This is a genomic window from Aeromicrobium sp. CFBP 8757, assembly GCF_014841755.1.
Lineage (GTDB): Bacteria > Actinomycetota > Actinomycetes > Propionibacteriales > Nocardioidaceae > Aeromicrobium.
Genome location: NZ_JACYUM010000001.1, coordinates 683361 through 702523, shown reverse-complemented (window position 1 = coordinate 702523; position 19163 = coordinate 683361). Strand labels below are relative to the sequence as shown.

23 protein-coding genes are annotated in these 19163 nt (G+C 70.8%); 2 read left to right on the top strand and 21 right to left on the bottom strand.

What is annotated here, in order from left to right:
* Window positions 1-86 precede the first annotated feature (86 nt).
* From IFT73_RS03455 to rpsB, 5 genes are all read right to left on the bottom strand, one after another.
* Window positions 87-995: a phosphatidate cytidylyltransferase gene (locus IFT73_RS03455; protein WP_192166386.1), complete on the bottom strand. Its 909-nt coding sequence runs from the start codon at window positions 993-995 to the stop codon at window positions 87-89.
* Complete coding sequence (frr, locus tag IFT73_RS03450) at window positions 985-1506, bottom strand: ribosome recycling factor (RefSeq protein WP_197983662.1); 522 nt, start codon at window positions 1504-1506, stop codon at window positions 985-987. The genes IFT73_RS03455 and frr overlap by 11 nt, the downstream gene beginning before the upstream one ends.
* Window positions 1507-1569: 63 nt before the next feature.
* Window positions 1570-2301, bottom strand: coding sequence for a UMP kinase (gene pyrH / locus IFT73_RS03445; protein ID WP_197983660.1), 732 nt, complete (start codon window positions 2299-2301; stop codon window positions 1570-1572).
* Window positions 2302-2398: 97 nt separating this feature from the next.
* Window positions 2399-3217 carry a translation elongation factor Ts gene (tsf, locus tag IFT73_RS03440; protein ID WP_192166384.1) on the bottom strand — a complete coding sequence of 273 codons (819 nt, stop codon included), beginning with the start codon at window positions 3215-3217 and terminating at the stop codon, window positions 2399-2401.
* Between the two features lie 37 nt (window positions 3218-3254).
* Window positions 3255-4166, bottom strand: coding sequence for a 30S ribosomal protein S2 (rpsB, locus tag IFT73_RS03435; RefSeq protein ID WP_192166383.1), 912 nt, complete (start codon window positions 4164-4166; stop codon window positions 3255-3257).
* Between the two features lie 312 nt (window positions 4167-4478).
* On the opposite strand from rpsB, the gene IFT73_RS18790 reads away from it, so the two are divergent.
* A complete protein-coding gene (locus tag IFT73_RS18790; protein WP_244632843.1) occupies window positions 4479-5393 on the top strand; it encodes a peptidoglycan DD-metalloendopeptidase family protein in 915 nt (304 codons plus the stop codon).
* Between the two features lie 11 nt (window positions 5394-5404).
* On the opposite strand, the gene IFT73_RS03420 is transcribed toward IFT73_RS18790, so the two are convergent.
* The 15 genes from IFT73_RS03420 to rpsP form a co-directional block, all read right to left on the bottom strand.
* Entirely contained in the window at window positions 5405-6340 is a 936-nt protein-coding gene (locus IFT73_RS03420) for a tyrosine recombinase XerC (RefSeq protein WP_192166382.1), read from the bottom strand.
* Window positions 6341-6377: 37 nt separating this feature from the next.
* Window positions 6378-7523, bottom strand: a complete 1146-nt coding sequence (dprA, locus tag IFT73_RS03415; protein WP_197983476.1) for a DNA-processing protein DprA — start codon at window positions 7521-7523, stop codon at window positions 6378-6380.
* Window positions 7520-9100: a YifB family Mg chelatase-like AAA ATPase gene (locus tag IFT73_RS03410; protein WP_197983475.1), complete on the bottom strand. Its 1581-nt coding sequence runs from the start codon at window positions 9098-9100 to the stop codon at window positions 7520-7522. Before IFT73_RS03410 ends, dprA begins: the two co-directional genes overlap by 4 nt.
* A complete protein-coding gene (locus IFT73_RS03405; protein WP_056607657.1) occupies window positions 9100-9462 on the bottom strand; it encodes a YraN family protein in 363 nt (120 codons plus the stop codon). Before IFT73_RS03405 ends, IFT73_RS03410 begins: the two co-directional genes overlap by 1 nt.
* Window positions 9463-9566: 104 nt before the next feature.
* The gene (locus IFT73_RS03400; protein ID WP_056607655.1) at window positions 9567-9878 is read right to left on the bottom strand and encodes a DUF2469 domain-containing protein; all 312 of its coding nucleotides are present in this window, start codon (window positions 9876-9878) and stop codon (window positions 9567-9569) included.
* Between the two features lie 47 nt (window positions 9879-9925).
* On the bottom strand, window positions 9926-10672 hold the full coding sequence (locus IFT73_RS03395) for a ribonuclease HII (RefSeq protein WP_371811144.1): 747 nt from the start codon (window positions 10670-10672) through the stop codon (window positions 9926-9928).
* Complete coding sequence (gene lepB / locus IFT73_RS03390) at window positions 10669-11331, bottom strand: signal peptidase I (RefSeq protein ID WP_371811143.1); 663 nt, start codon at window positions 11329-11331, stop codon at window positions 10669-10671. Before lepB (IFT73_RS03390) ends, IFT73_RS03395 begins: the two co-directional genes overlap by 4 nt.
* Window positions 11332-11391: 60 nt before the next feature.
* Window positions 11392-12051 carry a signal peptidase I gene (gene lepB / locus IFT73_RS03385; protein WP_371811142.1) on the bottom strand — a complete coding sequence of 220 codons (660 nt, stop codon included), beginning with the start codon at window positions 12049-12051 and terminating at the stop codon, window positions 11392-11394.
* 41 nt (window positions 12052-12092) lie between these two features.
* On the bottom strand, window positions 12093-12584 hold the full coding sequence (locus tag IFT73_RS03380) for a GNAT family N-acetyltransferase (protein ID WP_192166381.1): 492 nt from the start codon (window positions 12582-12584) through the stop codon (window positions 12093-12095).
* Between the two features lie 13 nt (window positions 12585-12597).
* Complete coding sequence (gene rplS, locus IFT73_RS03375) at window positions 12598-12948, bottom strand: 50S ribosomal protein L19 (protein WP_192166380.1); 351 nt, start codon at window positions 12946-12948, stop codon at window positions 12598-12600.
* Window positions 12949-13183: 235 nt separating this feature from the next.
* A complete protein-coding gene (locus IFT73_RS03370) occupies window positions 13184-14470 on the bottom strand; it encodes an ammonium transporter (RefSeq protein WP_192166379.1) in 1287 nt (428 codons plus the stop codon).
* 191 nt (window positions 14471-14661) lie between these two features.
* Window positions 14662-15342 carry a tRNA (guanosine(37)-N1)-methyltransferase TrmD gene (trmD, locus tag IFT73_RS03365; RefSeq protein WP_192166378.1) on the bottom strand — a complete coding sequence of 227 codons (681 nt, stop codon included), beginning with the start codon at window positions 15340-15342 and terminating at the stop codon, window positions 14662-14664.
* A gap of 3 nt (window positions 15343-15345) precedes the next feature.
* Window positions 15346-15894: a ribosome maturation factor RimM gene (rimM, locus tag IFT73_RS03360; protein ID WP_192166377.1), complete on the bottom strand. Its 549-nt coding sequence runs from the start codon at window positions 15892-15894 to the stop codon at window positions 15346-15348.
* A 9-nt stretch (window positions 15895-15903) separates the two neighbouring features.
* Complete coding sequence (locus IFT73_RS03355) at window positions 15904-16155, bottom strand: RNA-binding protein (protein ID WP_056607645.1); 252 nt, start codon at window positions 16153-16155, stop codon at window positions 15904-15906.
* Between the two features lie 2 nt (window positions 16156-16157).
* Window positions 16158-16649, bottom strand: a complete 492-nt coding sequence (rpsP, locus tag IFT73_RS03350) for a 30S ribosomal protein S16 (protein WP_192166376.1) — start codon at window positions 16647-16649, stop codon at window positions 16158-16160.
* 193 nt (window positions 16650-16842) lie between these two features.
* Here rpsP and IFT73_RS03345 point away from each other — a divergent pair, with 193 nt between their 5' ends.
* A complete protein-coding gene (locus IFT73_RS03345; protein WP_192166375.1) occupies window positions 16843-17196 on the top strand; it encodes an ArsC/Spx/MgsR family protein in 354 nt (117 codons plus the stop codon).
* 6 nt (window positions 17197-17202) lie between these two features.
* Here IFT73_RS03345 and IFT73_RS03340 read toward each other — a convergent pair whose 3' ends face one another.
* On the bottom strand, window positions 17203-19125 hold the full coding sequence (locus IFT73_RS03340) for an ABC transporter ATP-binding protein (protein WP_197983473.1): 1923 nt from the start codon (window positions 19123-19125) through the stop codon (window positions 17203-17205).
* Between the last annotated feature and the right edge of the window lie 38 nt (window positions 19126-19163).

Genomic DNA, 19163 nt, shown 5'->3' with positions numbered 1-19163 from the left:
GTCACGTACGCCCGCTGACGAGTCACGTACGCCCACCGACGAGTCACGTAGGTGACTCGTCGGTGGGCGGGAGCGACTCGCGGGCGTCAGGTGACGGGGACGAGCGTGAACAGGATGAGCCAGCAGACGGGGGCGACCGCGATGAGCGAGTCGAGCCGGTCCATGAGACCGCCGTGGCCGGGCAGCAGGTCGCCCATGTCCTTGATGCCGAGGTCGCGCTTGATCAGCGACTCCGACAGGTCGCCGAGGGTCGCGAACACGACACCTGCGACGCCGAGCACGATGCCGACCCACCAGTCGCCGTCGAGCGCGTAGGTCACGGTCGCGATGCCGGTGCCGATGCCGAACAGCAACGACCCCGCGAAGCCCTCCCACGACTTCTTCGGGCTGATCGTCGGGGCCATGGGGTGGCGGCCGAACAGCACGCCCGCGACGTAGCCGCCGATGTCGGACGCGATCGTGGCGACGATGAACGCGACGATGCGCCACGCCCCGTCGTCCTCCTTGAGCATCAGCAGGACGAACGTGCCCATCAGGTACAGGTACGACAGGCAGAACACGCCCGACGTGACGTCGCGGACGAATCCCTCGGCGCCGTCGCTGAGCCGCCAGACCATCGTGCCGAGCACCGTCAGCGCCATCGCGATCGACGCGGTCTCCATGCTGCCGAAGTACGCGCCGATCAGCATCAGCGTGCCGCCCGTGGCGACCGGCAGCACGGGCAGCGCGATCCGCGCCGTGCCGAACGCGCGGGCGAGCTCGAACAGGCCGATCGCGAGCGCGACCGCCACGACGGCGATGAACGCCTCCTTGACGACGAACAGCGACAGCACGACCATCGCGACCAGCGCGACGCCGACCGCGATCGACGCCGGCAGGTTGCGTCCGGCGCGGCTCGTCTTCAGCGCGACGGCCGGGATGACCTCTCCGTCGGGCGTCAGGTCGTCCGGGGAGACGTCGGGCGGAGTCTCCTCGTGGGGAGACTCAGACCTCAAGGAGCTCTGCCTCTTTGTTCTTGAGCAGCTCGTCGATGATCTCGACGTGCTTCTTGGTCAGCCCGTCGAGCCGCTTCTCGGCGCCGGTGTTGTCGTCCTTGCTGATCTCGGAGTCCTTCTCGGCCTTGTCCATCGCCTGCTTGGCGTTGCGGCGCACGCCACGGACCGCGATGCGTCCGTCCTCGGCCTTGGACTTGGCGAGCTTGATGTACTCCTTGCGGCGGTCCTCGGTCAGCTCGGGCAGCGTCACGCGCAGCACCTTGCCGTCGTCGCTGGGGTTGACGCCGAGGTCGGACTCGCGGATCGCCTTCTCGATCGCGGGCTTGGCGCCCACGTCGTACGGCTGGATGATGACGGTGCGCGGCTCGGGGACCTGGAAGCCCGCGAGCTGGTTGAGCGGCGTCGGCTGCCCGTAGTACTCGGCCGTGATCTGGGCGAACATCGCGGGGTGCGCGCGACCGGTGCGGATCGCGGCGAACTCCTCGCGGGTGTGCTCGACGGCCTTGCCCATCTTGCTGTCGGCGTCACGCAGGGTCTGGTCAATCACGATAGTCGTCCCATCCGGGTAGTTCTTTCACAGTGATTCTGGCGTGCCAACGGCCGATGCGGCGTGCACGAGTGTTCCGATCTTCTCACCGCGCAGCACGCGGGCGATGTTTCCCTCGCCCTCCATGCCGAACACGATCATCGGGAGGTCGTTCTCCATGCAGAGCGCGAAGGCGGCCGCGTCGACGACCTTGAGGCCCATGCGCAGCGCGTCGTCGAACGTCAGCTCGTCGTACTTGCGGGCCGACGGATCGGTGCGCGGGTCGGCGGAGTAGACGCCGTCGACACCGGACTTGGACATCAGCACGGCGTCGGCCTTGATCTCGAGCGCACGCTGCGCCGAGACGGTGTCGGTCGAGAAGTACGGCATGCCGGCCCCGGCGCCGAAGATGACGACGCGGCCCTTCTCGAGGTGCCGGATCGCCTTGCGGGGGATGTACGGCTCGGCGACCTGGCCCATCGTGATGGCCGACTGCACCCGGGTGTCGACGCCCTGCTTCTCGCAGAAGTCCTGCAGCGCCAGGCTGTTCATGACGGTGCCCAGCATGCCGATGTAGTCGGCACGCGAGCGCTCCATCCCGCGCTGGCTGAGCTCGGCGCCGCGGAAGAAGTTGCCACCACCGACGACGATCGCGACCTCGACGCCGTCGGAGACCGCCGCGGCGATCTGCTTGGCGATGCCGTTGACGACATCGGGGTCGATGCCGATCTTGCCGCCGCCGAACACCTCGCCCGAGAGCTTCAGCAGCACTCTGCGCAGCGGGCGCCCACCGGAAGAGGCCGGAACGTCGACATGCTCGGCAGTGGTCACGGTTCCGGCCTCTCGTCGGTCAGCGGTTGAACGGGTCGTGCGGGTGTCAGGCGCCGATCTCGATGTGCGCGAAACGCTTGAGCGTCACGCCGGCCTCATCGAGCAGAGCCTTGACGGTCTTCTTGTTGTCCTGCACGGACGGCTGCTCAAGGAGCACCGTGTCCTTGAAGAAGCCGTTGAGGCGTCCCTCGGTGATCTTGGCGATCGCCTGCTCGGGCTTGCCCTCCTCGCGCGACGTCGCCTCGGCGATCTCGCGCTCCTTGGCGACGATGTCGGCGGGGACGTCGTCACGCGTCAGGTAGCGGGGGCGCATGGCCGCGATCTGCATCGCGACGCTGCGCGCCGCGTCGTGGCCCGCCTCGCCCTCGAACTCGACGAGCACGCCGACGGCCGGCGGCAGGTCGCTGGCGCGACGGTGCATGTAGGTCGCGACCTGTCCGTCGAAGCTGGCGACGCGGCCGAGCTCGATCTTCTCGCCGATCAGGACCGCCATGTCGGCGACGGCCTCGCCGACGGTCTTGCCGTCCTCGAACGGCGTCGCGGCGAAGGCCGCCGAGTCGGCCGGACGGGTCTCGTCGGCCTTCTCGGCCAGCTTCTCCGCCAGGGCGATGAACTGGTCGTTCTTGGCGACGAAGTCGGTCTCGGAGTTGAGCTCGACGATCGCGCTGCCGAAGTTGGCGACGAGACCGGAGGTGGCCTCGCGCTCGGCTCCGCGCTTGGCGGCCTTGGCGGCGCCCGAGATGCGGAGCACCTCGATCGCCTTGTCGAAGTCGCCGTCAGCCTCGGTGAGCGCCTTCTTGGCGTCCATCATGCCGGCGCCGGTGGCGTCGCGGAGCTTCTTGACGTCTGTGGCTGTGATGGCCATGGTGATGTTCTCGCTTCTCAGGTAGTCGTGGACGGAATCACTCGGCGGCGGGAGCGGCGGCAGCCGGCTCCGCAGCCGGAGCGGCGTCGTCCTTCTTCGCGTCGTCGGCGGCCGGGGCCTCGGCGGCGGGGGCGTCGGTCGTCGTGGGCGCGGCAGCGGCCTCGGCGTCCTTCTTCTCCAGCAGCTCGCGCTCCCAGTCGGCCAGGGGCTCCTCGGCACCGAGCTCGGCACCGGGCTGCTCCTCGCCCGTCTTGGCGCCACCGCGGGCGATGAGGCCCTCGGCGACGGCGTCGGCGATGACCCGGGTCAGCAGGCCGACCGAGCGGATCGCGTCGTCGTTGCCCGGGATCGGGAAGTCGACGTCGTCGGGATCGCAGTTGGTGTCGAGGATCGCGATGATCGGGATGCCGAGCTTGCGGCACTCGTCGACCGCGAGGTGCTCCTTCTTCGTGTCGACGATCCACGCGGCGGCCGGCGTGCGGCCCATGTCGCGGATTCCGCCGAGGGTGCGCGACAGCTTCGCGTACTCGCGGCTCATGCCGAGGAGCTCCTTCTTCGTGCGGTTGGATCCCGCGACGTCGTCGAAGTCGATCTCCTCGAGCTCCTTCATGCGCTGGAGCCGCTGGTGCATCGTCTGGAAGTTGGTGAGCATGCCGCCGAGCCACCGCTGGTTGACGTAGGGCATGCCGACGCGCTTGGCCTGCTCCTCGATCGGCTCCTGCGCCTGGCGCTTGGTGCCGATGAACAGGATCGTGCCGCCGCGGGCGACGGTGTTCTTGACGAACTCGTACCCGGCGTCGATGTAGGCCAGCGACTGCTGCAGGTCGATGATGTAGATGCCGTTGCGCTCGGTGAAGATGAATCGCTTCATCTTGGGGTTCCAGCGACGGGTCTGGTGCCCGAAGTGGACGCCGCTCTCGAGCAGCTGGCGCATGGTGACGACGGCCATGGTCGTATCTCCTTGTGGCACACGTGTGCCGGTTCCTGGTTGACTCACCGCCGGTTGGCGGTGACCTGGCGCCTGCCGCATGAGGTGTCCAACTGCCGACCGTGCCGGCAGACCAGGGCATCTTCCGCATTCAGCTCTCGCGTCATACGGAGACAGGCGCGCGAATTTCACCTCCGCGGAGGTGAGTGCCACCAGTCTAGGGCACTCCCCCGTCCGCGACGAAATCCACAGCGCCGGATCGCTTCTCCTGCGCGTCCCCAGCGCGACGCGTGCCGCTGTGGCCGTCCCGCGCGCCGTCGTTGCATGGATCCCATGCACCGTCGTCTCACCACCACCACCACCGCCACCGCCGTCTCCATCTCCGTCGCGGCCGTGGTCGTGGGTCTGCTGCCCCTGCCGGCCGTCGCCTCGTCCGAGCCGTGGTCGTGGCCGCTCGACCGGCACTCGGTCGGTGAGCGCTTCGACCCGCCGGCCGACCGGTACGGGGCCGGCCACCGCGGCGTCGACCTCGCGGGGGCGGTCGGCGACCCGGTGCGGGCCGTGGCGCCCGGCCGGGTGACGTTCGCCGGCCGGGTCGGTGGCGTGCCGGTCGTGACGATCGACCACGGTGCCGAGCGCTCGACCTACCAGCCCGTCGCCGCGAGGGTGCGGGTCGGCGACGCCGTCGCGGCCCGCCAGGTCATCGGGACGCTGCTCGGCGAGCACAGCCACTGCCCCGGCGCGTGCCTGCACCTCGGCCGTCGGGCCGGGTCCGACTACCGCGACCCGCTCGACCTGCTCGCCCACGCACGCTTCCGCCTGATCAGCCCCGACGGCACGCCGCCTGCCCCGCCCCCCGGAGCGGACGGGACGTTCAGGCGTCCGGTCGGCGGGCCCGTCACGTCGCCCTTCGGCATGCGGGTGCACCCCGTCACCGGCGTGCGCAAGCTGCACGACGGCACCGACTTCGGCGTGCCGTGCGGCACCCCGGTGCACTCCGCGGCCCGCGGGACGGTCGAGTCGAGCGGCGACGCGGGAGCCTACGGTCTGCGCGTCACCCTGCGGCACGGGCCCGCCCTCGAGACCTCGTACGCCCACCTGTCCGTGGCGGCCGTGCCTGTCGGCAGCACCGTCGCGGTCGGCGACGTGATCGGGCGGTCCGGCACGACGGGGATGTCGACCGGCTGCCACCTGCACTTCATGGTCATCGACGCCGGCACGCCCGTCGACCCCATGTCGCGGCTCTGACGGACGGCCGACTAGGCCCGTGGGTGCGCCTGGGTGAACGCTCGGCGTAGCCGCTCGGTGCTGACGTGCGTGTAGATCTGCGTCGTCCCGAGCGAGGCGTGCCCGAGGATCTCCTGCACGCTGCGCAGGTCGGCGCCGCCCTCCAGCAGGTGCGTCGCGGCGGTGTGACGCAGCCCGTGGGGCCCGAGGTCGGGTGCCCCGTCGACCGCGGCGATGCGCTCGTGGACGATGCGCCGGACGGCGCGCTGGTCGATCCGCCCGCCGCGGGAGCCCAGGAAGATCGCGGCTCCGCTGCCCTCGACCGTCAGCTGGGGCCGTCCCCGCTGCAGGTAGAGCTCGATCGCGTCAGACGCCGGCAGTCCGTACGGCACCGATCGTTCCTTGCGTCCCTTGCCGAACACCCGCACGACGCGCCGCTCGCGGTCGAGGTCGTCGACGTCGAGGCCGACGAGCTCGCCCACGCGGATGCCGGTGGCGTACAGCAGCTCGAGCACCGCCAGGTCGCGCAGCCCCCTGGCCCCGTCGTCGACGAGTGCCGCGGTCGTCGCGTCGATCAGGGCGCGCACCTCGGTCTGGCTCAGGGCGACGGGCAGCTCGCGGTGCGCGGTGGGGTTGACCAGCAGCGCCCCGGCATCGCTCGTCGACCGGCCCGTGCGCACGAGCCACGTCGTGAACACGCGCGCCGCGGTCGAGCGACGGGCCAGCGTCGTGCGCGCCTTGCCCATCGTCTTGAGATGGGCGAGCCAGCTGCGCAGCACGCGGATCGTGAGATCGGCCGGATCGCCGACCCCCAGCCGTCCGGCGTGCGACGCGAGGCTCTCGACATCGGTCAGGTACGCCCGCACCGAGTGGGCCGACAGGTCGCGCTCGGCCGTCAGGTGCTGCTCGTACGCCGCGAGCACGGCGGACCACGCCTCGGTCAGCTCGTCGCGGGTCTCGGCAGTCATCCGTCCCAGTGTGGCCCACGCGGACGCCGGCAGGGCGTCACGCGCGTCGGTCGACGTCGGCGCGTCGCTCCAGCAGCCAGCCGGTGCCCTCTCGCCGCACCAGCCCACGGCCCTCGAGGTCGGCGAGCGAGATCCTCACCTGCCCCTCCGTCAGACGCACCCGCGCCGCGACGGCGGCCGCCGAGAGCGGCTCGCGCCAGTCGAGACCGTCGAGCGTGGACCGGGCCGTGGGCGGCAACAGGTCGAACTCGGTCTGCGGGACGACCTCGGCCGACTCGTCGGCCCCGAGGCCGCCCACCTCCTCGACGACGTCCGCGCCACTCGTGACCAGCACCGCCCGGCCCTCGCGCACCGCGGCGTGCGCGCCACCCGATGCCGTGGACGTGACGGGGCCCGGCAGCGCCATCGTGACGCGTCCGAGCTGGTCGGCCCAGTGAAGCGTGTTGAGCGATCCGCTGCGCACGGCCGCCTCGACCACCACGGTGCCGATGCTGAGCGCCGCGATGATGCGGTTGCGCGACAGGAAGCGGCTCCTGATCGGCGTCTGGCCCGGCGCCTGCTCGCTGACCACCAGACCGTCCTCGGCGATGCGTCCGAGCAGTGTCGCGTGCGAGCGCGGGTAGTCGACGTCGGCACCGCAGGCCAGCACGGCGACCGTCGGCCGGTCCATCGCCAGCGCCCCGCGGTGGGCGCAGCCGTCGATGCCGTAGGCCGCGCCGCTGACCACGGTCCACCCGCCGTCGGCCAGGTCGGCGCCGAGGTCGGACGCGCACTCGGCCCCGTACGTCGTGCAGTCACGGGCGCCGACCACCGCCACCGAGCGCTCGGTCGTCGCGTCGAGCTCGCCCCTCCCCCGCAGCCACAGCCCCAGCGGTGAGCCACCCGAGCCGTGCAGGGGCTCGACGTGGTCGAGGTCGCCCAGGCGCTCGGGCCACCCGCGGTCGCCCGGGCACACCCACCGGAGCCCGGAGGCCGCGGCCCGCGCCCGGGTCGTCTCGAGGGCGAGGTCGAGGTCGCCGGCGCGCTCGCGCCACGCATCGGGCACGCGGGCGCCCGGCAGCGTCCGGTCACCCCGGACGGCCGCCAGGACCCGTCCCGGTTCGTGCTCGGCCAGCAGCGTCGTGAGCCGCGGGTCGCCCGGTTCGACGACCAGGCTCAGCGCCATGCGGTCGAGGCGCGTCACGCGGTCTGCACCAGGTCGCGCATCGCCCCGCCCAGGGCCGTGCCGCGCCGCAGCGACAGCGCCGCCTCGACGTCGTCGGCGCCCGGGACGTCGTGGCCGACGAGATCGGCGATCGTCCACGCGAGCCGCAGGATGCGGTCGGCCGAGCGGGCGTTGAGCTTGAGCGTGCGCAGCTGCTGGTCGACGAGCACGCGACCCTCGTCGCGCACGGGCCACCGCTTGCGCAGATCGACGCCGGGCACCTCGCTGTTGAGCCGCCAGGCCGTGCCGTCGAGGCGACGGGCCTGACGCTCGCGGGCCACCGCGACCGTCGCTGCGAGATCGGACGTCGACCGCGCTCCCGTCATGGCGGACGCCATCTCGGGGCGCGACATCGAGGTCAGCACCCGGTGGATGTCGACGCGGTCGCGGATCGGGCCCGACAGTCGGTCGGCGTAGCGTCGTCGCATCAGCGGCGTGCACCGGCACTGGTCGCCCGCCGACGAGCCCAGCCCGCACGGGCACGGGTTCGCGGCGAGGACGAGCTGGAACCGGGCCGGGAAGGCAGCCGTCATCGCCGCCCGCGACACCACGACGTGGCCGCTCTCGAGCGGCTGCCGCAGGGCCTCGAGCACGTTGGACGCGAACTCGGGCGCCTCGTCGAGGAACAGCACCCCGTGGTGGGCCAGGCTCAGTGCCCCCGGCCTGATGGCCCGGCTGCCCCCGCCGACGATCGAGACGGCGCTGGCGGTGTGGTGCGGGTCGAGGAACGGCGGTCGCGTCAGCAGCGGGGCGTCGCTCGGCAGGACGCCCGCGACCGAGTGCACCGCGCTGACCGCCAGCGACTGCTCGTGCGTCAGGTCGGGCAGCAGGCCCGGCAACCGCTGGGCCAGCATGGTCTTGCCGATGCCGGGCGGCCCGGTCATGAGCAGGTGGTGCCCTCCTGCTGCCGCGACCAGCAGCGCCATGCGCGAGTCGTCCTGCCCGGAGATGTCGGCGAGGTCGAGGTGCGCCAGCCGGTCGCCGGACGTCCACGAGATCGACGGGGTGTCGTCGAGCGGCGGGACGGGCGGGTCGTCGGGCTGCTCCTGCCCCGTCAGCAGCGCGACGGTCTGCCGCAGCGACCGCACCCCGACCACCGCGATGCCCTGGACGAGCTCGGCCTCGGGGACGTTGACCTCCGGCACGAACACGCGGTCGAAGCCCGCCTCGGCGGCGGCCATCGTCGCCGGCAGCACGCCGCGGATCGCCCGCAGCCGGCCGTCGAGGGCCAGCTCGCCGAGGAAGGCAGAGCCGGTCAGCTGATCGGCCGGGATCAGCGACTTGGCCGCGAACACCGCCAGCGCGATCGCGAGGTCGTAGTGCGAGCCGCTCTTGGGCAGCGTCGACGGCGCCAGGTTGATCGTGACCCGCTGGTCGGGCCACGTCGTGCCGGAGTTGGACACCGCCGACCGGCACCGGTCGCGCGCCTCGGTGACCATCGTGTCGACGAGGCCGACCAGCACGGTCTGCGGCAGGCCTCCCCCGATGTCGGCCTCGACCTCGATCGCCCGACCCGACAGACCGTCGAGGGTCACCGAGTGGGTCGCGGCGGCCATCAGGCCACCCCCGCGATGCGCTCGACGATCGGGCCGCCCTTCGGCGGCACCACGACCGAGACGACGTCGATGCGGACGCTGGGCGGCGAGACGTCGTGCACCTCGAGCCAGTGCGTCGCGAGCCGGCGGAGCCTCGCGGCCTTCTGCCCCGTGACGGCCTCGAACGGACCGCCGTGCTCGTGGGACGTGCGGGTCTTGACCTCGCAGATCACGAGGGTCGAGCCGTCACGGGCCACGATGTCGATCTCGCCGAACCGGCACGTCCAGTTGGTCGCCAGCACGACCATCCCGAGCCCGCGGAGATGATCGGCCGCGACCCGCTCGCCGTACTGGCCGACGGACTTGCTGCGCTGATACGTCATGCGTCCAGCGTCGTCGCCGCCCGCGACGTGCGACAGGCCCCGCGGACGTCCTGTGGACGCCGCGCGCGACCCCGGTCAGCTGTGGACGGAAGCCTGCGCGAGCGTCAGGCGCTCTCGGGCACCTTGACGTCGGAGTCCTGCAGCTCCTCGACGTTGACGTCCTTGAAGGTCAGCACCTTGACGTTCTTGGCGAAGCGGGCCGGGCGGTAGATGTCCCACACCCAGGCGTCGTTCATCGAGACCTCGAAGTAGGCGTCGCCCGTCTCGGAGCGCACCTTCACGTCGACCGCGTTGCACAGGTAGAACCGCCGGTCGGTCTCGACGACGTACTTGAAGATCGACACGACGTCGCGGTACTCGCGGTAGAGCGCGAGCTCCATCTCCGACTCGTACCGCTCCAGGTCTTCCGAACTCATGGCGCAAGGCTACAGACAGATGGCGTGCGGCCGCGCTGACACTCCGGTCACGGGCGCACGGGTACGTCGGCGTCCGCCGGTCGGTCGTCGCACCCGGGCAGCCGCCAGCTGCGACGGTGCTGCTCGCTCGGGCCGTGGGCGCGGAGGGCCGCGACGTGGTGGGAGCTGGCGTACCCCTTGTTCTCGTCCCAGCCGTAGTGCGGGTGGTCGGCGGCCAGCTCCGTCATGATCGCGTCGCGCGCCGTCTTGGCCAGGACGCTGGCAGCCGCCACCGCCGCGCACCTCAGGTCGGCCCTGATCATCGTGACCACCGGGGGCACCTCGGACAGCACCCTCGGCGCGGGCACGGCGCCCTCGAGCTGCTCGGGGTCCGGGAACCTCAGGTAGTCGTGGTTGCCGTCCAGCAGCACGGTGTCGGGCATCACGGGCAGCCCGGCGAGCGCCCGGTGGCCCGCGAGCCTCAGCGCAGCGATGATGCCGAGCTGGTCGATCTCGGCGGGGCTGGCGTGGCCAACCCCCGACGCCGCGGCCCATCGCCGGATGCGTGGCACCAGCGCCTGACGGGCCTGCGGCGTCAGCAGCTTGCTGTCGCGCACCCCGAACGGGGCCGGCTTGCTGTCGGCGGTCACCACGACCATCGCGACGGTCGCGGGCCCGCTGAGCGCGCCCCGGCCCACCTCGTCGCACCCGGCGACCGCGGACAGGCCGGACCGCAGCATCTGCCGCTCGATGCGCAGGGTCGGCACGGACGGGCGTCTCGTGCCGGTGACGGCGCCGCCGGTCGTGCGGGTCACCTGCCGTTGACCTCGTCGAAGGTCGACGGCTTCTTGATGAATCCCGCGCGTCCGAGCGGCCACACCCGCACCCACGCCTTGCCGACGACGGCGTTCTCCGACACCTGCCCGCCGCCCGGATCGGCCTGGTGCGCGCGAGAGTCGGACGAGTTGCCGCGGTTGTCGCCCATGACCCACAGGTAGCCCTTGCGGACCTTGACCTCGAAGGTCTGGTCCTTCGTCGCGGTCTCGTCGAGCAGGTAGGGCTCGTCGAGCTTGACCCCGTTGACGGTCAGCTTGCCGTCCGTGCAGCACTCGACGGTGTCGCCGCCGACGCCGATGACCCGCTTGATCAGGTGGCCCCCGGTCGGGAACAGGCCGACCTTCTCGAGCACGCTCTGCACGGGGTTGCTGGCGCGCTGGGACTCGTCGGGACCGAGCCAGCCCCCCGGGTCGTCGAACACGACGACGTCGCCGCGCTTCACGTCGCCGCCCCAGTAGGAGACCTTCTGCACGAGGATCTTGTCGTCGACCAGCATCGTCGGCTCCATCGACTCCGACGGGATGTAGAACGCCTGCAGGAAGAACGTCTTGACGACGACGGCCATCACCATGGCGGTGAGGACCAGAAGGATCGACTCCTGCCAGACCGGGAGCTGTCGCTTCTTCGTGTCAGTCACCCGGAGAGCCTAGCCCCAGACCTCAACAGGCCGACGGACGTCTGGAACGTGTTCGCGGGCTCAGGGAGCGGGGACGTCGTCGAACGCCGACGTCCCGTCGACGAAGCCTGCGCGGCCCAGCGGCCACAGCCGCAGCCACGCCTTGCCGACGACCGCGGACTCGCGGATGAAGCCACCTCCCGGGTCGCCGAGGTGCTGCGGCGACGCCTCGGAGTTGCCCCGGTTGTCGCCCATGACCCACAGGCGGCCGGCGGGGATCGTGACGTCGAAGGGGGTGTCGGCCGTCGCCGTCTCGTCGAGCAGGTACGGCTCGTCGATCGGCTCGTCGTTGACCGTGAGCCGCCCCTTCGAGCAGCACACGACGTGGTCGCCCCCCACGCCGATGACCCGCTTGATCAGGTGGCCGCCGCTCGGGAACAGCCCGATCCGCTCGAGCGCCTCCTGGGCGGCGTTGCCGGGGCGCGCGCTGTCGGAGACCGGCAGCCAGCCACCCGGGTCGTCGAACACGACGACGTCGCCGCGGTGCACGTCGCCGGCCCAGTAGGAGACCTTCTGCACGAGGATCTTGTCGTCGATCATCATGGTCGGCTCCATCGAGCCCGACGGGATGTAGAAGGCCTGCACGAAGAACGTCTTGACCACGACGGCCATGACGACCGCCACGACCACCAGCAGGATCGTCTCCTGCCAGATCGGCAGGCGTCGCTTCGTCGTGGGCACCCGCCGATCGTAGCCGTCGACGGTGGACGCGGCCCGACGCCTCAGTGCCGGACCATCCAGACGTCGACGGCGTCCTCGCGCTCGACCACGAAGCCGTGCCGCTCGTAGAGGCGCCGCGCCGCGCTCCCCTGCAGGACGTCGAGGCGGAACGGACGTGCGTCGTCGTCGCGCCGCAGCACGTGCGCCATCAGCTGCCCGCCGAGGCCACGCCCCTGCACGTCGGACCGCAGGTACAGGTGCTCGAACCACCGTTCGCCCGGCTCGGGCCGCACCGCGAACAGGCCGACCGGTTCACCCCCGACCAGCACGACCTGCGTGTGACGGGCCTCGTAGGCGTCGAGGAACCGTCGCCGCACCCGATGGCTGTCGTAGCGGCCGAGGCGCTCGAGGTCGGGCCGCATCACGACGGCGCGCAGCTCGGCCATCCACAGGGCGTCGTCGGGGCTGGCGGGTCGCAGCGTCCAGTCGAGGGGTGCGGGAACGGCAGGAGCCCCCGCCGCGGACGGCGAGGGCTCCAGGGACCGGTCGGTCATGGGGTGGCGCGACTCAGACGTCGCGCTTCTCCTTGATCTTGGCTGCCTTGCCGCGCAGGTTGCGCAGGTAGTACAGCTTGGCGCGACGCACGTCGCCGCGGATCGCGACATCGATGTGGTCGATCACGGGGGTGTGCAGCGGGAAGGTGCGCTCGACGCCGACGCCGAAGCTGACCTTGCGGACCGTGAAGGTACGGCCGACGCCGGAGCCCTGGACCTTGATGCAGACGCCCTTGAAGACCTGGATGCGCGAGCGGCTGCCCTCGATGACCTTCACGTGGACCTCGAGCGTGTCGCCCGGGCGGAAGGCCGGCAGATCGGTGCGCAGCGACGCGCTGGCGACCTGGTCGATGAGGTTGGTCATGGTTGTGCTCCTCGCTGGTGCCACAGGTCACCCACGGATGGGTTGGATCAAAAGGATGAGTTGGCGATGATCGACGGCTCCCCTGTGGCAGATCCGTCCGGCGCCAAGGGTCAATGTTGCCACAGGGCGCCCGTCCGGAGCCAATCGCCTCCCGCCCGTCGGCTCGGGCCGGCACGCGACGACGCGCCCACCGGGCGTACCGGTGGGCGCGTCGGGTCGTGCGGAGGTGCGGGCGTCAGTTGAGCGCGTAGCCCGTCTCGCCGTGCAGCACCGAGTCGATGCCGGCGGCCTCCTCGTCCTCCTGGATGCGGAAGCCGATCGTCTTGTCGATGATCGTGCCCAGGATGAAGGCGACGACGAACGAGTAGGCGCCGACCGCGGCGGCCGGGATCAGCTGCACGATGAACTGGTCGAGGTTGCCGCCGCCGGTGAACAGGCCCGTGCCGATCGCGAAGAAGCCCAGGTAGAGCGTGCCGATGACACCGCCGACGAGGTGGATGCCCACGACGTCGAGCGAGTCGTCGAAGCCGAGCTTGTACTTGAACTCGATCGCGATGGCGCAGACGCCACCGGCGAGCAGACCCAGCACGATCGACCAGTGCGGCGACAGGTTGGCGCACGCCGGCGTGATCGCGACGAGGCCGGCGACGATGCCCGACGCGGCGCCGACCGCGGTGGCCTTGCCGTTCTTGAAGTGCTCGACCAGGATCCAGCCCAGCAGCGCGGCGGCCGGGGCCACCAGCGTGTTGACGAAGATCAGGCCCGCGGACCCGTTGGTGCCGGCCGTGCCGGTCGCCAGGGCGGCGCCGCCGTTGAAGCCGAACCAGCCGAACCACAGGATCGCCGCGCCGATCAGCACGAGCGGGACGTTGTGGGGCTTTTGGAGCTCGCGGCTGAAGTTGACCCGCTTGCCCAGGACGATCGCGAGCGCGAGCGCCGCGGCGCCGGCGTTGATGTGGACCGCGGTGCCACCGGCGTAGTCGATCGTGCCGACGTCGAGGCCCAGGTGGCCGCCGAGCTGGCCGACCCAGCCCGTGAACGTCGGGACGCCCTCGTCGTCGGTGACGAACGAGAACACCGAGGCGGCGACCGGGAAGTAGACCAGCGTCGCGAAGAGTCCGGCGAAGACCATCCACGGGAAGAAGCGGGCGCGGTCGGCGATCGCGCCCGAGATCAGCGCGACGGTGATGATCGCGAACGTGCCACCGAAGATCACGCCGGCGAGCGTCAGCTCACCCTCGCCCGCGAACGCGGCCTGCGCCGCGTCGGCCATGCCGAAGTCGGAGAACGCGTTGCCGACGACCTCGGGGATCCAGTCTCCGCTGCTGCCGTCGACGAAGGCCATGTTGAAGCCGTAGAGGACCCAGAGGACGGCGACGAGTCCCATCGCGCCGAAGCTCAGCATCATCATCGACACCACGCTCGAGGCCTTGACGAGGCCTCCGTAGAAGAACGCCAGTCCGGGCGTCATGAAGAGCACCAGGGCTGCGGTGAGCAGCAACCAGGCAGAAGACAGATCCATGCGAAATACCTCTCGTGGGGGGCGAGCCGGCCGAGCGGACAGCGACGCTGCTGCGCTCAGTGCAGTGTCACTGTGTCGGTGAGAGGTTTTCTGAGGCTTGCCTGAGGATGACGGGCGTGTTACGGCAGCGGCGCCCGTGTTAATTCCTCGTACCGCAGGCAGGTGGGGCGTCCCACGCACGGCGGCCGGGGTCAGGCGAGCAGGTCGGGACGTCGGCGACGGGTGCGCTCGAGGGCCTGCTCGTGGCGCCAGGCCGCGATCGCGCCGTGGTTGCCCGACAGCAGGACGTCGGGGACGTCGCGCCCCCTCCACGACGACGGCTTGGTGTACACGGGGTACTCGAGCAGGCCGTCCTCGCCGTGCGACTCCTCGACGAGCGAGGCGGGATTGCCCATGAACCCCGGGATCAGCCGCACGACCGACTCGATGATGGCCAGCGCCGCGACCTCTCCGCCGTTGAGGACGAAGTCGCCGAGCGAGATCTCCTCGACCCGCCAGCGCTCACCGGCCTCGTCGATGACCCGCTGGTCGATGCCCTCGTAGCGGCCGCAGGCGAACAGCAGGTGCTGCTCGCCGCTCAGCCGCTCGGCGATCCGCTGGGTGAACGGCGTGCCGGACGGCGTCGGCACGACCACGACGGTCTCGTCGGTGGCCATCTCGTCGAGGGCGTCACCCCACGGCTGGGGCTTCATGACCATGCCCGCTCCCCCGCCGTACGGGGTGTCGTCGACGGTGTGGTGACGATCGCTCGTGAAGGTGCGCAGGTCGTGGGTGCGGATCTGCAGCAGGCCCGAGCTCTGCGCCTTGCCGGCCAGCGACAGCTGGAGCGCGTCGAGGTAGGCGGGGAAGATCGAGACGACGTCGATGCGCATGGTTCAGTCGCCGGAGAGGTCGGACGCGGCGTTCTCGGCCTGCGTCGGGTCGAGCAGACCCTCGACGTCCTTGACGGTCACGAAGCCGCCCGCGACGTCGACGACCGGCACGAGCTCGGTGACGAACGGGATGAACACCTCGCGACCGTCGACGTCGACGGTCAGGGTGTCCTGGTACGGCAGGTGGACCAGACCCGTGACGGTGCCGACGACACGATCGTCGGCGTCAGGGCCGGTGCTGCGGACCTCGAGCCCGACCAGCTGGTGGTCGTAGAACTCGTCGGGGTCGTCGGGGGTGTCGGCGGGGTCGACGAGCGCCTCGAGGACCGTGCCGTGGAGCTTCTCGGCGGCCGTGCGGTCGGCGACCTCGACGAAGGAGACGACGAGACGTCCGCCGTGGTGGCGGGCGGTCTTCACGGTCAGCGTGCGTCCGGCACAGACGACGGACGAGCCCGGGGCGAATCGCCGGTCGGGCTCGTCCGTTCGGATGTCGACGTTCAGCTCTCCACGGATGCCGTGGGCGCGGCCGATGCGGCCGATGACGACCAACATGTCGATGATCTAGCTACGACGATCGACGTCCACGAAGTCGATGCGCGCGCCGCCGTGACCGGCGATCGCGCCCGCGACCTTGCGGATGGCCGTGGCCGTGCGGCCCTGACGGCCGATGACCTTGCCGAGGTCGTCCGGGTTGACCCGGACCTCGAACAGCTCGCCTCCACGCGTCTGCTTGGTGCGGACGACGACATCGTCGGGGTGGTCGACGATGCCGGAGACGAGGTGCTCGATGACCTCGATGAGGGGGGCCGCCACGATCAGGCCTTGGCCTCGTCGGCCTTGGCGTCGTCGGCCTTGGGCTCGTCGGCCTTGGCCTCGTCGGCCTTCGGCTCCTCAGCGGCAGGCTCGTCGGCCTTGGCCTCGTCAGCCTTCGGCTCGGCCTTCTTGGCGGCGGCCTTCTTGGTGACGGCGTCGGCCTTGGGCTCGGCGTGGAGCTCCTTCAGCGCGTCCTGGAAGATGTCTTCCTTGCTGCGCTTCTCCTCGGCGAACTTCATGGTGTTGTTGCCACCGATGTCGCCGGTGATCTTCAGCAGGGCGGCGACGGCCTCGGACGGCTGTGCGCCGACGCCGAGCCAGTACTGCGCGCGCTCGCCGTCGATCGTGATGATCGAGGGCTCGGCCTTGGGGTTGTACGTGCCGATCTCCTCGATGACACGGCCGTCGCGCTTGGTGCGCGAGTCGGCCACGACGACGCGGTAGAACGGGGTGCGAATCTTGCCCATACGCTTCAGGCGAATCTTGACTGCCACGAGTGTGGTGTCTCCTCAGATGTGTGTATGTGGGTGAGCCAGTCGGTGCCGCATGGGGACACGGCCGACGAGATCGGTGAGCCGGACGGCGCGAAGATGAGAGGGTCTCCGTGCGAACCGGACGCAAGGGGTCATTCTGCCAGACCCGGTGCCCGCGCTCCAATTCGGTCCGTCCCCGACCTACGATCGGGTCATGTCCGATCTCGTGATCTACCACCACACCGGCTGCTCCACGTCGCGTCACGCGGTCGACGAGGTCGTCGCCGCCGGCGTCGAGGCCGATGTCGTCCGGTACCTCAAGACCCCGCTCGACCGCCCGGCGCTGCTCGAGCTGATCGGCCGGCTGGATGACCCGCCCGCCGACCTGGTGCGCAAGGACTCGTTCTTCGCGGGCCTCGGGATCGATCCCGCCGACGTCACGACGCCCGATGCGGTGGCCGACCTGCTCGTCGAGCACCCGCGACTCATGCAGCGTCCCGTGCTGGTGCGCGGCGACCGGGCGATCATCGGACGTCCGAAGGACCGCGTCACGGCCTTCATCGCCTGACCGCCGTCAGGCCGGCGCCGTGAACTGCGCCGAGTAGAGCCGTTCGTACGCTCCCCCGGCCGCGCGCAGCGAGTCGTGCGTGCCCTGCTCGACGATGTGACCGTCCTCCATGACGACGATGTGGTCGGCGTCGCGGATCGTCGAGAGCCGGTGAGCGATGACGAACGACGTCCGGCCGGCCCGCAGCTGCTCCATCGCGCCCTGCACGAGCGACTCGGTGCGGGTGTCGACCGAGCTCGTGGCCTCGTCGAGGACGAGGATCGACGGATCGGCCAGGAACGCCCGCGCGATCGTCAGCAGCTGGCGCTGGCCCGCGCTGACGTTGGTGCCCTCGTCGTCGATCACGGTGTCGTAGCCGTCGGGCAGCGTGCGGACGAAGTGGTCGACGAAGGCCGCCTCGGACGCCGCGAGCACCTGCTCCTCGGTGGCGTCGTCGGCGCCGTAGGCGATGTTCTCGCGGATCGTGCCGTTGAACAGCCAGGTGTCCTGCAGCACGACGCCGAAGTTCTGGCGCAGCGGGCCGCGGTCCATGCGGGCGATGTCGACGCCGTCGAGGGTGATGCGTCCGGACGTCAGGTCGTAGAACCGCAGCACGAGATTGGTCAGCGTGGTCTTGCCCGCGCCGGTCGGCCCGACGATCGCGACGGTCTGGCCCGGCTCGGCGACCAGGTCGAGGTGGTCGATCAGCGGCTCGTCGGGCGAGTACGAGAACGAGACGTCCTCGAACACGACGCGCCCCCGCACAGGATCGGGGAACGGCGCGTCGACCTCGTCGGGCCGTTCCTCGTCCTCGTCGAGCAGGGCGAAGACCCGCTCGGCCGAGGCGACGCCCGACTGCAGCACCTGGATCATCGCGGCGACCTGCGTCAGGGGTTGCGTGAACTGGCGCGAGTACTGGATGAACGCCTGCACGTCGCCGATGCTGAGCGAGCCGGACGCGACCCGCAGCCCGCCGATCACCGCGACCAGCACGTAGTTGATGTTGGCGACGAACATCATGACGGGCTGCACGACGCCCGAGATGAACTGCGCCTTGAACGAGGCACCGAACACCGCGTCGTTGCGCTGGTCGAACTCCTCGCGCGCCTCCTTCTGGCGGCCGAAGACCTTGACGACGTCGTGGCCCGTGAAGACCTCCTCGATGTGGCCGTTGAGCCGGCCCGTGCTCGTCCACTGCTTGACGAACTCGGGCTGGGAGCGCTTCGTGACGGCCTTGGTGATGACGAACGCGAGCGGGATCGTCACGACCGCGACGAGCGCCAGCAGCGGCGAGATCACGATCATCATCGTCAGGGTGCCGACGACCATCAGCACCGACGTCAGCAGCTGGCTCATGGTCTGCTGGAACGACTGCGCGATGTTGTCGATGTCGTTGGTCGTGCGCGACAGCACCTCGCCGCGCTCGGTGCGGTCGAAGTACGCCAGCGGCATGCGGTTGAGCTTGGCCTCGACGTCGCCGCGCAGGTCGGCGACGGTGTGCTGGACGACGATCGTCGTCAGGCGTCCCTGGAACCACTGCAGCAGCGAGGCCATGACGTACAGCACCAGCACGCCGCCCAGCACCCACGACAGGCTCGTGAAGTCGATGCCCGACCCGGGCTGCAGGTCGACCGAGCCGACGAGCGACGCCAGCTGGTCGTTGCCCTCGGCACGCAGCCGCGCGACGACCTCGGCCTTGGTGGCGCCGTCGGGGAACTGGTCGGACAGGTAGCCCGTGAAGACGATGTCGGTCGCGTGACCCAGCACCTTGGGGCCGACGACCGACAGCGACGTGGCCAGGGTGCCGAACAGCACCAGGCCCCACACCAGCGACCGCTCGCGCAGCAGGCGATCGGCCAGCCGCCGCAACGTGCCCTTGAAGTCGCGGGCGCGCTGCGGGCCCATGCCCATGCCGGCCAACGCCGGTCCACCCGGCCGAGCCCCGCTCATGCGCTCGCCTCCGTCGGGAGAGGCACGGTACGCAGCCG